A 15,229-nucleotide genomic window follows, 5' to 3' on the forward strand; every position below is an offset into this window, starting at 1 on the left:
CATGCGGGGGTGGCGACGGATCTGGTCGGTGTCAGCCCGGTCGCGTACGGTGAAGTACACCTTCCCGAGACCCATCGAACCCCCCGAACAGGAGACCCCGGTGCCGGTCCTCCCTGGAGCCGAGCCGTACCGCCACGAGGGCGGAGAGGTCGGCGTGCTGCTCTGTCACGGCTTCACCGGTTCGCCGCAGTCGCTGCGGCCTTGGGCCGAACATCTGGCCGAGCGCGGCCTCACCGTGTCGCTGCCGCTGCTGCCCGGGCACGGCACGCGCTGGCAGGACATGCAGGTCACCAGCTGGCAGGACTGGTACGCCGAGGTGGACCGCGAGCTGCGTTCCCTGCGGGAGCGGTGCCGTGACGTCTTCGTCTTCGGGCTCTCCATGGGCGGCGCGCTGTCCCTGCGGCTGGCCGCCAAGCACGGCGACGCCGTGAAGGGCCTCGTTCTCGTGAACCCGGCGAACAAGATCCACGGCCTCGCCGCCCACGCGCTGCCCGTGGTGCGCCACCTCGTCCCGTCCCAGCCGGGCATCGTCAGCGACATCGCCAAGGAGGGCGTGACGGAGCTCGGCTACGACCGGGTACCGCTGCACGCCGCGCACTCGGTACGGCAGTTCTTCCGGATCGTGGACCGCGAGCTGCCGCAGGTCACGCAGCCGGTGGTGCTGCTGCACAGCCCGCAGGACCATGTCGTGCCGCCCGCCGACTCGGCGCGGATCCTCAGCCGGATCTCCTCCACGGACGTCAAGGAGATCCTGCTGGAACAGAGCTACCACGTGGCGACGTTGGACCACGACGCGGAGCGGATCTTCGAGGAGAGTTACGCGTTCGTCGGCCGGCTCGCTCCGAGCGTCGGCACGATGGGGTCCCCCATGCCGGAGGCCCGCGGAGGGAGCACGACCGGTGGCTGAACAGCACGACTCGGACAAGAGGGACGAGCAGCCGTTCGACGAGGAGGCGGCCTGGGCTGCGATCGTCGCCGGATACGGCGAGGAGCCGGCGGACCCGCCGGGCGCCAAGCCGTTCAAGTCGATCGAGGACCTGGCCCTGCCCGACGACGACGTCAACGACGTACCGGAGGGCAGCTCCGTGGACCCCGTGAAGCCGGACAAGCCGCTGGGCAGCTCCGTGGTGTTCGCCCCGGGCGTCGGCGGCGGGGGCCCGCGCGACTACGAGACGCCCGAGGCGAAGGACGACGACCTCGACGACACCGACGAGGGCCACTTCGTGCCGCCGGAGCCGCCGCCGCTGCCGGAGGCCGACGCGACCGCCAAGTTCGCCTGGATCGGGGTCGTCGGGGGCCCGGTGCTGATGCTGCTCGCGGTGATACTCCAGTGGGACATGACCTGGTGGCTCACCACCTTGTGCATCGGCGGCTTCCTGGGCGGCTTCGCCACCCTGGTGGCCCGGATGCGGACCGGCGACGAGGAGGACGACGACGACCCCGGCCGCGGGGCGGTCGTCTGACCGACCCCCGAGGACGGCTCAGCCTGCCGGCACCCTGAGCGCGGCCAGCACCGGCAGGTGGTCCGTGGCCGCCCGCAGATCGGTGTCGTCGAGACCCGGCAGGTCCCGCGGACGGGGGACGCCACAGCCCAGTACCTCGATCCCCTTGGTGGCGAAGATCGCGTCGATGCGCTGATGCGGGTCACCGGGGATTGAGCTGTACTCACCGCCCCAGGGGCTCGCGGTCCAGCAGTCCTGCAGCTCGGCCGCCAGCCGCTGGAACGCGCGTCCGTCCGGCCGCTCGTTGATGTCGCCGGCCGCGATCGCGTGCGGGACGTCGAGGGCGGCCAGCCGGTCCAGGAGCATCCCGGCCTGGTCGTACCGCTCCCGGGCCTGGAGGCTCAGGTGACAGCTCAGCAGGCCCAGCCGGGCGCCCCCGATGCGTACGACCGCGGTCGCGAAGCCCCGCCGGTGCAGCCCCGGGGTCAGCGGCAGCAGCACGTCCTCCGTGCGCTCGACGGTCGCCCGCAGCGAGCACAGCAGCAGCGGGCCGGACGCGGTCGCGCCGCCGCTCAGCACCAGCAGCTCGCTCTTCGCGGCCAGCCGGGCGGCGTGCTTGCGCCAGCGGAAGAAGCGCGGCGCCTCCTGGACGAACACCAGGTCCGGCGCGCAGGCCCGGATCACCCGCGCGAGGGCGTCCTCGTCGTCCCGCATCGAGCGGATGTTGTAGCTGAGCACCCGGACCACGGCGGAACCGTCCGGCTCGGTGCGCGAGTTGGGCAGTTCGGTGATCGGCATACGAGCACGATATGACGGTGCCCGCCGCATCCGGGCGAGGACGCGACGGGCACCGTCGTACGAGCGGGGTGACTCAGCCCTGGCGGGCCAGGTCGGCCGCGCCCACCAGACCGGCCTTGCCGCCAAGCTGGGCCGCGAGCACCTGGGCGTGGGGGCGGTACTGGCCGCCCACCAGCCACCGGCGGAAGGACTTGCGGATCGGCCCGAGGACCAGCTCGCCCTCGTCCGAGACGCCGCCGCCGACGATGAACGCGGAGGGGTCGAACAGCGACGCGAGGTCGGCCAGGCCCGCGCCGGCCCAGCGGGCCAGCTCGCGGAAGGAGTCGACGGCGACCGGGCAGCCCTGGCGGGCGGCGTCGCTGATGTGCTTGCCCTGGATGCCCTCGGGGGTCCCGTCGCCCAGACCCAGCAGGATCGTGGCGTTCTCCGGAGTGGCGTTGGCGCGCTGCTTGGCGTACCGCACGAGGGCGCGCCCCGACGCGTACTGCTCCCAGCAGCCCTGGCTGCCGCAGCCGCACAGCAGGCCGTCCGGGACGACCCGGATGTGGCCGAACTCGGCGGCCACGCCGAAGCGGCCGCGGCGCAGCTTGTTGCCGATGATGATGCCGCCGCCGAGGCCGGTACCGAGGGTGATGCAGATGACGTCCTCGTGCCCCTTGCCCGCACCGAACTTGTACTCGCCCCAGGCCGCGGCGTTGGCGTCGTTCTCCACGACCACCGGCAGGCCGACCCGCTGTTCGACCTTGTCCTTCAGCGGCTCGTGCCGCCAGTGGATGTTCGGCGCGAAGAGGACCGTGGCGCGCTTGTCGTCGACGTACCCGGCGGCACCGATGCCGACCGCCTCGATGTCGTGGCCCTTGCCGGCCTCGGAGACGGCCGCGCAGATCGCGTCGACGATGCCTTCGGCGGTCGGCGGGGTGGGCACCTTGTGGGTGTCGAGGATCGTGCCCTCTTCGTCGACCACTCCGGCCGCGATCTTCGTGCCGCCGATGTCGACGCCGATGGTGAGTCCCATGTGTCCCTCAGTTTTCGGTCGAGCCCCGCTACGGCCAACCGTACCCGGTGTCAGTCGAGGTCGATGTGCTCGGTCGTGCCAGGGCCGCCGTCGTCCCGCTTCCCGTCCGGCCCGCCGCCCGGCCCGGGAGCGTCCGGACCGGGGGCGTCCGGCCCACGGGTCCAGCGGCGCTCCTGGCCCTCGACGGCGGAGCGGTAGGCGGCCAGCAGTTCGTTGCCGGCGGCGGCGAGGTGGTCGAAGACCTGCGGGTTGCGCTCGATGACCGGCTCGACGGCGGCCTTCGCCTGGCCGACGAGCTGCTGCACGGCGTTCTGGGCGCCCATGCCCAGCAGCGGGGTGCGCAGCGAGGCGACCTTGTCGGCGACCGCGTCGACGAGCTTGCGCAGTTCCTCGGCGGCGGTGCCGGGCGGCGGGCCCTCGGTGCCGCGGCGGCGGGACCGCTCGGCGGCCAGGTCCTCGGCGCAGGCCTTCGCCCAGGCGTCGGCGTCGGGATGCTGGGTGGCATCGCTCATGGCGTACTCCTGCGGCAGCGTGGGTGATACCCCCGACGTTACCGCGTGCGGGGCCACAAATCCGGGTCGGGTGTGAAGCGGACGCTCAGCAGCCCGTCGGCCAGGCCCGCCCCGGAGACGGTGCAGCGGCGCAGCGCGGAGGGCAGGGGGACGACGCGGCGGAACGGTCCGGTCGTGAGGACGAGTTCGTCGCCCCGGCGGACGAGCCCGAGGTCCGGCTTGGTGGCGCCGGGCAGGGGGATGCGCCAGACCAGGACGCCGTCGCTCTCCCGCCGGTCCTCCACGGTCCACTCCGGCGCGGGGGCCGGCGGGGCGGCGGGCGGCTCCAGGAGCGCCAGGTCACCGGCGGTAAGGGGGTCGCGCCCGAGGTGCGGCAGCTCGCGCACCTCGCCCAGCGACTTGAGGTGCGCCTGCTGCTGGGCGGCGAGGCCCGAGAGCCAGGGGTCGGGGGACTCGGTGGGCAGCATCCGGTTGGCGACGACCGGCTCCACGGCGAGGCGGTGCAGGGCCAGCCCCGCCTGGGCGGTGCGCAGCGTCCCGGTGGCGGCCGGGCCCGGTTCGGCGACGAGCCGGACGGTGGTCGCCGGGTCCTCGATCATGGCCTGGACGGCGGCGAGTTCGGCGTCCCGGCGGGCGGCGGTCTCGTACAGCCACTCGGCGGGCATCGGTACCCCGGCGAGCTGGGCGAGCATCGGGCGCAGCGCGCGGGCGGCCTGCCGCTCGGGGGGCAGGAGGCGGCGCAGGTAGCGGCGAAGCTGCTCGGGCAGGGCGAGTACGGCGACGGCGTCGAGGACGGGCGGCAGGTCGACGACGACGAGGTCCCAGTCGCCGGAGGCGGCGTCCTTGAGGGCGCTCAGCAGCGCGAACCGGTCGCTGCCGGGGAGCTCGGTGAGCTCCTCGTCGGCGAGCGGGGTGGCGCCGAGCAGCCCGAGGGCGGTGGCGGCGCGCTCCTGGAAGGCGAGGATCTCGGCGCGGAAGTGGGCGCCGGAGTCGATACGGCGCACGACCGGTCGGTCGCCGCCGTCGCCGTCGGACCAGCCGTCGGGCAGCGCCCGGTCACCGGTGACGAACAGGACCCGCTGCCCCCGCCGGGCCCCGCCCCAGGCGGTCGCGGCGGCGACGGTCGTACGCCCGGAGCCGCCGGGGCCGGTGACGAGGATGGTTCGCATGGAGCCCCACGCTACCGGGAGGGGGCGCGGACCCCGGGGTCAGGCCTTGGAGGTGGACTCGACGCGCTTCTTCAGGCCGGCCAGGGCGCGGTCGATGATGACCTTCTCGGCCTTGCGCTTGATCATGCCCAGCATGGGGATCTTGACGTCGACCGTCAGCTGGTAGGTGACCTCGGTACGGGCGCCGCCGTCCCGCGGCTGGAGGCGGTAGGAGCCGTCCAGCGCGCGGAGCATCTGGGACTTGACCAGCGTCCAGCTGACCTCGTTGTCGCCGGTCCAGGTGTACGCCAGGGTGTGGTCGTCCTTGATCGCGCCGGCGTCGAGCAGCAGGCGGACCTTCTCGGCGCGGCCGGCGGCGTCCTTCTCCAGGACCTCCGCCTCCTTCACCTCACCCGTCCACTCCGGGTAGCGCGCGAAGTCGGCGATCACTCCCATGACGTCGGCCGGTGCCGCCTCGATCTCAATGCTCGAGCTGGTGTGTTCCGCCATCGCCGTGGCTCCTCCAGTGCGGTACCGGGTTTGTGTGGGGTGAAGGCTATCGCGTGGGCGGGTCTCACCATTCCAGGGCCCATGGCCTTCCGGTCGCCGCGAAATGTCCGACGTTCACGCACTCGGTCGCGCCCACCCTCATCCGCCGGACCAGCGGCTGGTGGACGTGGCCGAAGAGGGCGTACCTGGGCCGGGTGCGGCGGATCGCGTCGAGCAGGGCCCGGCTGCCGCGTTCGAAGCGGCGCGCGACGGTGTCGTACGTCAGCTCCGGCACCTCCGGCGGGATGTGGGAGCACAGCACGTCCACCTCGCCCAGGGCCTCGACCTTCGCCGCGTACTCCTCGTCGGAGATCTCGTAGGGCGTGCGCATCGGGGTGCGCAGCCCGCCGCCGACGAAACCGAAGACCCGGCCGCCCAGCTCGACGCGCTGTCCGTCGAGGACGGTGGTGCCGGGGCCGGCGTACTCGTGCCAGAGGGCGGGGATGTCGACGTTCCCGTACGTGGCGTACGTCGGCGTCGGGAAGGCGGCGAACAGCGCGGCGTACTGGCGGCGCACGGCCGCCTCGATGGCGGTTTCGCGGTCGATGTCCAGCTCGGCCCAGAGGCGGCGGCCGAGCTCCCGCGCCTCCTCGAACCGGCGGGCGGTGCGGAGTTCGACGATCAGGTCCGCGTTCTCGACGCCGAAGAGCTCCGGGAAGATGCCGCGCGAACGGTCGTGGTAGTCGAGGAAGAGCACCAGGTCACCCAGGCATATCAGGGCGTCGGCGCCCTCTCCCGCCGTGGCCAGGCCCTCGGCGTTACCGTGCACGTCACTGACCACATGAACTCGCATGAAGACCCAGCTTAGGGGGTCGGACCTGCGGTTACTTCCGAGTCCCCGCGAATGTGGACTACTGTGCGTCAAGTACAGCCAATGACGTGTGACGCAGCAAACATCTGGCCAGCTCCCCTATCGGGAACCGAGTACTGGTGGGTAACGTCCGGGCAGTCCGGTCGTGCTCACCCCCACCGAGCACCTGCCCGATCTTGGACCGCATCCGGTGCATCACACAGAGCCGTGGCGCCGGCGCCCGATGAGGAGCAGCAGTTTTGCGCGAGTTCAGCCTTCCGGCCCTGTACGAGGTCCCCACGGACGGCAACCTGACGGATCTCATCCGCCGCAATGCCGCTCAGCACCCAGATGTCGCCGTGATGGGCCGCAAGGTGGCCGGCGCGTGGACGGATGTCACCGCGACCCAGTTCCTCGCCGAGGTCCGGGCCGCCGCCAAGGGCCTGATCGCCCAGGGCGTACGCCCCGGCGACCGGGTCGCCCTGATCTCCCGCACCCGCTACGAGTGGGTTCAGCTGGACTTCGCGATCTGGAGCGCCGGCGCGGTGACGGTGCCGGTCTACGAGACCAGCTCCGCCGAGCAGGTGCAGTGGATCCTGGGCGACTCGGGCGCGGTCGCGGTGATCGTGGAGGCCGAGGCGCACGCGGCCGCGGTCGAGTCCGTACGCGGGAACCTGCCGGAACTGCGGCACGTCTGGCGCCTGGACCAGGGCGGCGTCGAGGAGCTGACCGCTCTCGGGGCCGACGTCCCGGACGAGGCCGTCGACGAGGCGACCTCCGCCGCCAAGGCCGACGACATCGCGACGATCGTCTACACCTCGGGCACCACCGGCCGCCCCAAGGGCTGTGTGCTGACGCACCGGAACTTCTTCGCCGAGTGCGGCAATGTCGTGGAGCGCCTCAAGCCGCTGTTCCGCACGGGCGAGTGCTCGGCCCTGCTCTTCCTGCCGGCCGCGCACGTCTTCGGGCGGCTGATCGAGGTGGGCTCCGTCCTGGCGCCGATCCGCCTCGGCTGCGTGCCGGACATCAAGGAGCTCACCGACGAGCTCGCCGCCTTCAAGCCGACGCTGATCCTGGGCGTCCCGCGCGTCTTCGAGAAGGTGTACAACTCGGCCCGCGCCAAGGCGCAGGCGGAGGGCAAGGGCAAGATCTTCGACAAGGCCGCGCAGACGGCCATCGACTACAGCCGCGCCACGTCCAGCCCCGAGGGCCCGTCGCTGGGCCTGAAGCTGAAGCACTTCGTCTTCGACAAGCTGGTCTACAGCAAGCTCCGCGCGGTCCTGGGCGGGCGCTGTCAGGCGGCCGTCTCGGGCGGCGCGCCGCTGGGCGAGCGGCTCGGTCACTTCTACCGGGGCATCGGCCTCACGGTCCTGGAGGGCTACGGCCTGACGGAGACGTGCGCGGCGACCGCGTTCAACCCGTACGACCGCCCCAAGATCGGCACGGTCGGGCAGCCGCTGCCGGGCTCGGTCGTCCGCATCGCCGACGACGGCGAGGTGCTCGTCCACGGCGAGCACGTCTTCTCGGGCTACTGGAAGAACGAGTCGGCGACCGCCGAGGCGCTGGCCGACGGCTGGTTCCACACCGGTGACATCGGCACGCTGGACGAGGACGGCTACCTGGCCATCACGGGCCGGAAGAAGGAGATCCTGGTCACCGCGGGCGGCAAGAACGTCGCCCCCGCGGTGATCGAGGACCGCATCCGCGGCCACGCGCTGGTCGCGGAGTGCATGGTGGTGGGCGACGGCCGCCCGTTCGTGGGCGCGCTGGTCACCATCGACGAGGAGTTCCTCGGCCGCTGGGCCGCCGAGCGCGGCAAGCCGGCCGGTTCGACGGCGGCGTCGCTGCGCGAGGACCCGGACCTGCTGGCGGAGGTGCAGCGGGCCGTGGACGACGGCAACGCGGCGGTCTCCAAGGCGGAATCGGTGCGGAAATTCCGCATTCTCACCTCCCAGTTCACGGAGGAGGCCGGTCACATCACGCCGTCGCTGAAGCTCAAGCGCAATGTGGTGGCGAAGGACTTCGCGGACGAGATCGAAGCGATCTACCGCGCGTAATCCTCGGCGAGAACCCGGCTCATGGTCCTTTCGGCCAGGGCCGTGATGGTCACGAACGGATTGACGCCGATGGAGCCCGGGATGAGGGCTCCATCGGTCACGTACACCCCCGGCGCCCCCCGCACTCGCCCGTAATCATCAGTGGCCCTGCCCAGCACGCACCCGCCCAGCGGGTGGTAGGTGAAGTCGTCGGCGAAGGTCTTGTTGCCGCCGAAGAGGTCGTACCGGTAGATGGTGCCGTTCCTGGCGTTGATCCGGTCGAAGAGCCTCTTCGCCGAAGCCACCGACACCGCGCTCTGTGCCCGGCTCCAGTCCAGCCCGACCGCGTCCGTCACCCGGTCGTAGGTGAACGTACCCCGCTCCGGGTTCCTGGTGATGGCCAGATACAGGCTCACCCAGTGCTCCAGGCCGGTGGGCAGGGGGGCGATCTCGGCGAACACCCCGTGGGCGGGGTCGTCGATGCCCAGCACCGGCATGGTCGACTGGTTGGCCCCGACGGTGTCCCAGACGTGGTTGGCCCGGCCCGTCATGACGTTGCCGTTGGGACCCCACCCCCTGCCGATGTCGGCGTTCAGCCCGGGCAGGGCGCCGGTCTCCCGGGCGCGCAGCAGCAGCTCGGTGGTCCCGAGACTCCCCGCGGCCAGGAAGAGCCGCTCGCAGCCGAACTCCCGGGTCTCGACCACCTTCCCGCCGGCGTCGATCCGGTCGGCCGTCACCACGTAGGTGCCGTCCGCCTCTCTTCGTACGGTTCTGGCGCGGTGGAGCGTCTCGATGGTGACGTTCCCGGTGCCCAGAGCGGCGGCGAGGTAGGTGCGGTCGAGGCTGCGCTTGCCGTGGTTGTTGCCGTAGATGACCTCGCCGCCCAGCGCGGACCTGGGGGCGGTGCCCGCCGCCTCGCGCCGCATGTGGCCGAAGTCGTACACGCTCGGGACGAACGTCGTTCCCAGCCCCGCGTTCGCCGCGTGCTTCCGCGAGACGCGGCTGAAGCGGTACCACTCGGTCGACTCGAACCAGGCGGGGTCGATGGTGTTGACGCCGAGCATGGCGTTGGCGCGCGGGAAGTACGTGCCGTACATCTCGTCGGCGTCCACGCGGGGCAGCACCTCGGAGAAGTACGCGCGTTGCGGGGTGACGGCCATGCCGCCGTTGACGAGGGACCCGCCTCCCACGCCCCTCCCGACGTACACCGACATGTCGGCGAACCGCACCCGGTCGAGGACTCCGGGGTAGGGGCTGATGTCCTTGTTGACGACGTCCAGCCAGAGGAACGTGGCGAGCGGCGCCTCGGTGCGGGTGCGGAACCACATGGACCGGTGGTCGGGCGCGCCGGTCGAGCAGAAGACCCGCCCGTCCGGTCCGGGGCTCTTCCACAGGGCGCCCATCTCGAGGACGGTGGTCCGCACCCCCGCCTCGCCGAGCCGGAGCGCCGCGACGGCGCCGCCGTAGCCGGAGCCGATGACGAGGGCGGTGCCGTGTCCCGCGGCGTTCGCCCGGCCGATGCGGGTGAGTCCGAGGGCGGCGGCGGTCTGGAGGGCGCCGAGACCGAGGAGGTGACGGCGCGTCAGTTTTGGTGTCATGGTCGCAGCATCGACGGAACCTTGGGCTCCGCCCATAGGGCGCGGGGCCCGGATTCCGGGTGCCGCGCCCCGAGCCCCTGACGACTCGCCCTCCACCGGTGGATGAACCGGCCCACACCCGGACGACGGCCGGGGCGGGGCCGTGCAGGGTCGCCCCCGCAGAGGTTGGCGTCCGGCGGTGGGCTTCCGTCCGCGAGACGTAAGGCCGCCGGCCTCGAGGAGGTGAGCCCGGAGGGGCACCGCCCCCCACCCCCCGGGGGTCGCCGCCGCCCACCGGCCCGCACCCGGCGCACCGGGAACAGGCACCGCCCCCGGGCGCACCGTGAAAGGGCCCCACCCCGGGCGCACCGGGAAAGGGGCACCGCCCCGTCCCGTTGTGCCCACCCGTCCTCCCCTAGGACTTCGTCCTGGGGGATCCCCAGCGGGATGATGGCCCGCAACAGGGAGCAGCCCCGGGACGATGGCCCACAACGAAGGCCCGCGTGCCGTCAGAGCAGGAGCTTCAGCCGCTCCGCCAGCAGGTCCCAGCGCCACTTCTCCTCGACCCAGGCCCGGCCCCGCTCGCCCATCCGCCTGCGCAGCTCAGGGTCCTCCAGCAGGCTGGCGATCCGGTCGGCGGACTCGGCCGGGGACTCGCCGCGGACCACCCAGCCCGTCTCCCCGTCCAGGACGGCGTCCGGCGCGCCGCCGGAGTCGCCGGCGACGACCGGGAGGCCGGTCGCGGAGGCTTCCAGGTAGACGATGCCGAGGCCCTCGACGTCCAGCCCGCCCCGCCGCGTGCGGCACGGCATGGCGAAGACGTCACCGGCCCCGTAGTGCGCCGGGAGCTCCTCCCACGGCACCGCGCCCGTGAACCGCACCGATCCGGCCACGCCGGTCTGCGCGGCGAGGCGGCGCAGGTCCTTCTCGTACGGGCCGCCCCCGACGATGAGCAGCACCGCGTCCGGGACGCGGGCGAGCACCCGGGGCATGGCCCTGATCAACGTGTCCTGGCCCTTGCGCGGCACCAGCCGCGACACGCACACGACGACCGGCCGGTCCGCCAGGCCCAGTCGTTCCCGTACCGCGTCGCCGCCCGACCCGGGGTGGAACGTCTTCTCGTCGACGCCCGGCGGAAGCTGGACCATCCGTCCGGCCGCCGCGGGCGTGAGGGCGGCGGCGATGCGGGAGCGGGTGTACTCGCCGAGGTACGTGATCGTGTCCGTGCCCTCGCCGATCCGCCGCAGCAACTGCCGCGAGGCCGGCAACTGTGCCCACCCCGCCTCGTGTCCGTGCGTCGTGGCGACGATCCGCCGGGCGCCGGCCCGGCGCAGCGCCGGGGCCATGAGCCCGAGCGGGGCCGCGGCACCGAACCACACCGACTCGCAGCCGTGCTCGCGCAGCAGCCCGGCCGCCCGGGCGGTCACGCGTGGCGTGGGCAACAGCATCGTCGTCCGGTCCCGGACAACCTGAAACGGTTGTTCGGCGTCGAACAAGGCGGTCGCCTCGGCGCCCTCCCGGCCTCGCTTCCACGTGGAGGCGTAGACGACAATCCGTTCCGGATCGAGTCTGAGCGCCATGTTGTGCAGAAACGCCTGAATCCCGCCGGGTCTGGGCGGAAAGTCGTTGGTTACGATCAAGGTCTTGTGCATCGCATGCCGACAGTACCGAACGGCGCCGCTCCACCGCTCAGCACAGTCCCGCCCGGCACCGAGACCGAAGAGGTAGGCATGAAGGGCCCAAGCGGCATCCGGCTCCCGCTCAAAGTCGTCGGCATATGGCTCCTGACCAGGACTCTTCTGCTGCTCTGCGTCTTCAAGGTGTTCGTCCTGCCGGGGCCCGACGTCACCAGTGACGTCTCGGTGATCTACCAGGGCTGGTACGACGTGCTGCGCACCGGCACGTACCCCCTCGACGACGTGACCTGGCAGTACCCGCCGGCCGCCGCGCTCGCCATCCTCTCCCCCGGTCTGCTGCCCTTCCTGGAGTACACGTCCGCTTTCTTCCTCCTGGTCCTCGTCTGCGACACGCTGGTCCTCGGCCTGCTGCTGTACGCGGGCCTGCGCCCGGGGAAGTGTCTGTCGGGCGCCTGGGTGTGGGTCGCGGGCGTGCCGCTGCTGGGCCCGACCGCGTACGCGCGCTACGACCTGATGGTCACCGCCGTCGCGGTCGCCGCGCTGCTCGCCGGGGTGCGGCACCCGCGCGTCCTTGGCATGCTCGTCGGCTTCGGCGCCCTGCTGAAGGTCTGGCCGGCGCTGCTGCTGGCAGGCACCCGGCGCGGCCGTGTGACATGGCGCTCCTGGACGGCCGCGGCGGTCACGGGGGGAGCGGTGCTGCTGGTCTGCGTGGCGGCGATGCCGGGGGCGCTGGCGTTCCTCACCTTCCAGCGGGACCGGGGCACCGAGGTGGAGTCGCTGGGCTCGCTGGTCTTCCATGTGGCGCGGAACTTCGGCTGGGAGGGCCAGGTCCTGCTGAATTACGGCTCCGTCGAGTTCCTCGGCCCGTACGTGCCGGTCGTCTCCACCGCCGCGCTCGCGCTGACGGTGGCGGCGTTCGGCTGGCTGCTGGTGTGGCGGGTGCGGGCGCGGGCGTTCGGTACGACGACGCTGCCCGACGCGGCGTTCGCGGCCGTGCTGCTGTTCACCACCACGAGCCGGGTGATCAGCCCCCAGTACATGATCTGGCTGGTCGGGCTGGCGGCGGTGTGCCTGGTGTTCCGGGCCAGCCGGATGGCCCGGGCGGCGAAGCTGGTGCTGGTGGCGACGGGCGTGACGATGCTGGAGTTCCCGATCTGGTTCACGCACGTGGTGCACAGCGACCTGTGGGGCATCGTGCTGCTGGGCGTCCGCAACGGGCTGCTCGTCGCCGCCACCCTCACCGCGTGCCGTGAGCTGTGGCGCCAGACGGTCACCGAGCCGCGCCTGCGCCAGGAAGAGGCGACCGTGCCGGCACAGACCGCCGAACCGCACCGGCAGGCGGTCAGCCCAGCCGCTCCCGCAGGTAACCCCGCCACTGTGCGGTGAACGCCTCCCGGTTCGTCGCCAGGACGTCACCCAGGGCCCGGTCCACTCCGCGCGCCCCCGCCGCCCGGTAGAAGGCCCGCAGCTTCGCCTCGCCCCACCGGGCGGCGATCAGCTCGCAGGCGAGCCAGCCGCCCTCGTAGGCGCGGGCCAGCGCGTCCGCGTCGGCCGCGAAGGAGAAGTCACCGTCCGCCGGCAGGGCGACCGGGGTGCCGCCCGTGCGGACGGCGTCCCGCAGCCCGGGCGCGGCCTGGGCGGGGGCGCGGGAGGTGCCGCGGTAGGCGACCCAGTCGGCGAAGCCCTCGGAGAGCCACAGCGGCGTGTCGGCGGAGGTGTGCGCCCGGGTGGCCACGTGGGTCGTCTCGTGGGCCAGCACGAAGCGCTGCCCGAACTTGCCGAGCACCGCGTACGCCTCCGGGTTGACGATCACCCGGTCCGCCGGGGCGTCCGGGCCGCCGCCCACCCGGCCGGTGGTGACCGCCGCGATCCCCCGGTACCCCGCCGCCGGTTCGCCCAGCAGCGCGCCCATCTCCTTCAGCGAGCCCGGCACCAGCACCACCACGCGCCGCGCCCACAGCCCCTCGGGCCAGGCGTCCGACACGGCGGGCACCGCGCGGTCGGCGGCCTTCGCGAGGGACCGCAGCCGGGCCGCGTCCTGATCCACGCCCAGGACCAGGCTGTTCCTCCCCCGTACGACGTCGACGTCGCCCTGCTCCCACAGGTGCTGGGCGGCGCCCTTCGCGGGCCGGTCGGACGTCACGTGCCAGTCCCCCTCCCGCCGGGTCAGCACCAGGGTCCGCTCGCCGGTCACGGCGCCGCTGTCGTACCCGGCGATGCGGTAGCGCAGTTCGGCCCGCGCGGTGGCCCGGTCGTCGCCGTCCCGCCGTACCTCGGTCACCCGGTACGACCAGGCTCCGAGCGGCACGTCGGCCAGCTCCCCGGCCCGTACCGCCGCCGCCCGGCGGTCGGCCGCCGACTGGAACGCGGCCGTGTCGGGCGCGGACTCCGGTGCCGGGGCCGTGCACCCGCCGATGAGCAGGAGCAGGCCGAGCACCGCCCCCGCCGTACGCCTCCGGACCCGCATCCTCCCGATCCTACGGCCGCTGCCGGCGTCAGACCCGCGTGACCGCCGAGACGGGCATCATGCCGACCGGGTCGTACCGCACGGGCGCCCCGGGGTAGGGGGCGTGCACCACCTGGCCGTTGCCCATGTACATCCCGACATGGCTGGCGTCGTCCCGGTACGTCACCAGGTCTCCGGGGCGCGCCTCCGACAGCGGGACGTGCCGCCCGGCGTTGCGCTGGGCCTGGGAGGTGCGGGGGAGGCCGACGCCCGCCTGCGCGTACGACCACTGCATGAGGCCCGAGCAGTCGAAGCCGGAGGGGCCGTTGGCGCCCCACACGTACGGCTTGCCGACGGCGGAGCGGGCCGCGGCCACCGCGGCGGCCGCCCGGCCCGACACGGCCTCGCCGCCGAGCGGGGGCGGTTCGTCGCGGCCGGAACGGGAAGCCCGGTCGAAGTCGTCGCGCTCGCCGGACGGGAGGGAGTTGAGCAGGGCCCGGGCCGCGGCGAGCTTGCGCTCGACGGTGCGCTTGTGGAGGGCCACGGCGGCCCGGCTGCGCTCCAGTTCGGTGAGCATCCGTCCGGCCTCGGCGCGCTGCTGGGCCAGGTCGCGCTGGGCACGCCGGAGTTCGGCCAGGGCGCTCGCCTGCCGCTCGCTGATCCGGTCGAGGGCGGCGGCCTTGTCGAGATAGCTGTCGGGGTCCTCGGAGAGCAGCAGCGCGAGTGCCGGGTCCATGCCGCCCGACCGGTACTGGGCGCCCGCCACGACGCCCAGGGCGCCCCGCATCCGGTTGATCCGCTCCTGGCCGCGCGCCACGCCGTCCTGCACCCGGGACACCTGCTCGCGGAGCGCGTCGGCGCGCTCGTCCGCCTCGTTGTAGCCCTCCGTGGCCTTCTCCGCCTCCTCGTAGAGCCGGTCGACCTTGGCGCGCATGGTCTCCACCGGGCTTCCGGGGTCGGCGCTCGCCGGGGCGGCGCCGAACGCGGCGGCGGTGGCCGCCGCGGCGGAGAGGACAGTGACCTTCGCGCTCCGGGAGAGTCCCGAGGACGAGGAGGACGAGGAACGGCGATGGGACGCCACGTACCGCGCTCCCTTCCGCTGACGTGAGGCCGTACGGCTGACACCGTGGCGGCTGTGCGGGCTGTTGCGCGCCAGACAGTAGCCGGGTGGCTACGCACCGGCCAGCGACCGTACGGGCGTCGAACAACGGCGCCCCGCCCGAGACCACAAGGTCACCGGCGGGGCGGAGCGTCAGCTTGGAGAGCGGTGAACCACCCG

General features: G+C 73.0%; 14 protein-coding genes. 4 read left to right on the forward strand and 10 right to left on the reverse strand.

What is annotated here, in order from left to right:
- The first annotated feature begins 100 nt into the window (after positions 1 to 100).
- Both ACZ6C1_RS17220 and ACZ6C1_RS17225 read left to right on the forward strand, forming a co-directional pair.
- Entirely contained in the window at positions 101 to 907 is an 807-nt protein-coding gene (locus ACZ6C1_RS17220) for an alpha/beta hydrolase (protein ID WP_469241780.1), read from the forward strand.
- Positions 900 to 1,463 (forward strand): hypothetical protein, encoded by a 564-nt coding sequence (locus tag ACZ6C1_RS17225; RefSeq protein WP_469241781.1) that lies wholly within the window; start codon positions 900 to 902, stop codon positions 1,461 to 1,463. Before ACZ6C1_RS17220 ends, ACZ6C1_RS17225 begins: the two co-directional genes overlap by 8 nt.
- 18 nt (positions 1,464 to 1,481) lie before the next feature.
- Here ACZ6C1_RS17225 and ACZ6C1_RS17230 read toward each other — a convergent pair whose 3' ends face one another.
- The 6 genes from ACZ6C1_RS17230 to ACZ6C1_RS17255 form a co-directional block, all read right to left on the reverse strand.
- A complete protein-coding gene (locus tag ACZ6C1_RS17230; protein WP_469241782.1) occupies positions 1,482 to 2,240 on the reverse strand; it encodes an endonuclease/exonuclease/phosphatase family protein in 759 nt (252 codons plus the stop codon).
- Between the two features lie 73 nt (positions 2,241 to 2,313).
- Positions 2,314 to 3,255: an ROK family glucokinase gene (locus tag ACZ6C1_RS17235; RefSeq protein ID WP_469241783.1), complete on the reverse strand. Its 942-nt coding sequence runs from the start codon at positions 3,253 to 3,255 to the stop codon at positions 2,314 to 2,316.
- Between the two features lie 50 nt (positions 3,256 to 3,305).
- Positions 3,306 to 3,767 (reverse strand): DUF5304 domain-containing protein, encoded by a 462-nt coding sequence (locus ACZ6C1_RS17240; RefSeq protein WP_469241785.1) that lies wholly within the window; start codon positions 3,765 to 3,767, stop codon positions 3,306 to 3,308.
- A 38-nt stretch (positions 3,768 to 3,805) separates the two neighbouring features.
- A complete protein-coding gene (locus ACZ6C1_RS17245; RefSeq protein ID WP_469241786.1) occupies positions 3,806 to 4,936 on the reverse strand; it encodes an ArsA family ATPase in 1,131 nt (376 codons plus the stop codon).
- 39 nt (positions 4,937 to 4,975) lie between these two features.
- Positions 4,976 to 5,425 (reverse strand): SRPBCC family protein, encoded by a 450-nt coding sequence (locus ACZ6C1_RS17250; protein WP_469241788.1) that lies wholly within the window; start codon positions 5,423 to 5,425, stop codon positions 4,976 to 4,978.
- Positions 5,426 to 5,489: 64 nt separating this feature from the next.
- Positions 5,490 to 6,257 carry a metallophosphoesterase family protein gene (locus ACZ6C1_RS17255; protein ID WP_469241789.1) on the reverse strand — a complete coding sequence of 256 codons (768 nt, stop codon included), beginning with the start codon at positions 6,255 to 6,257 and terminating at the stop codon, positions 5,490 to 5,492.
- Positions 6,258 to 6,514: 257 nt separating this feature from the next.
- Between ACZ6C1_RS17255 and ACZ6C1_RS17260 the strand changes: the two genes are divergently transcribed.
- The gene (locus tag ACZ6C1_RS17260) at positions 6,515 to 8,311 is read left to right on the forward strand and encodes an AMP-dependent synthetase/ligase (protein WP_469241791.1); all 1,797 of its coding nucleotides are present in this window, start codon (positions 6,515 to 6,517) and stop codon (positions 8,309 to 8,311) included.
- Here the strand turns inward: ACZ6C1_RS17260 and ACZ6C1_RS17265 are convergent.
- Both ACZ6C1_RS17265 and ACZ6C1_RS17270 read right to left on the reverse strand, forming a co-directional pair.
- Positions 8,299 to 9,888, reverse strand: coding sequence for a GMC oxidoreductase (locus ACZ6C1_RS17265; RefSeq protein ID WP_469241793.1), 1,590 nt, complete (start codon positions 9,886 to 9,888; stop codon positions 8,299 to 8,301). The two genes, ACZ6C1_RS17260 and ACZ6C1_RS17265, sit on opposite strands and share 13 nt — an antisense overlap.
- Before the next feature lie 488 nt (positions 9,889 to 10,376).
- A complete protein-coding gene (locus tag ACZ6C1_RS17270) occupies positions 10,377 to 11,519 on the reverse strand; it encodes a glycosyltransferase family 4 protein (protein ID WP_469241795.1) in 1,143 nt (380 codons plus the stop codon).
- A 78-nt stretch (positions 11,520 to 11,597) separates the two neighbouring features.
- On the opposite strand from ACZ6C1_RS17270, the gene ACZ6C1_RS17275 reads away from it, so the two are divergent.
- Positions 11,598 to 12,890 carry a glycosyltransferase 87 family protein gene (locus tag ACZ6C1_RS17275; RefSeq protein WP_469241797.1) on the forward strand — a complete coding sequence of 431 codons (1,293 nt, stop codon included), beginning with the start codon at positions 11,598 to 11,600 and terminating at the stop codon, positions 12,888 to 12,890.
- Here ACZ6C1_RS17275 and ACZ6C1_RS17280 read toward each other — a convergent pair.
- Positions 12,847 to 13,971, reverse strand: coding sequence for a hypothetical protein (locus ACZ6C1_RS17280; RefSeq protein ID WP_469241799.1), 1,125 nt, complete (start codon positions 13,969 to 13,971; stop codon positions 12,847 to 12,849). The genes ACZ6C1_RS17275 and ACZ6C1_RS17280 overlap by 44 nt on opposite strands.
- A 28-nt stretch (positions 13,972 to 13,999) precedes the next feature.
- Positions 14,000 to 15,031, reverse strand: a complete 1,032-nt coding sequence (locus ACZ6C1_RS17285; RefSeq protein WP_469241801.1) for a C40 family peptidase — start codon at positions 15,029 to 15,031, stop codon at positions 14,000 to 14,002.
- Between the last annotated feature and the right edge of the window lie 198 nt (positions 15,032 to 15,229).

This window comes from Streptomyces sp. NPDC041796, from assembly GCF_055590785.1.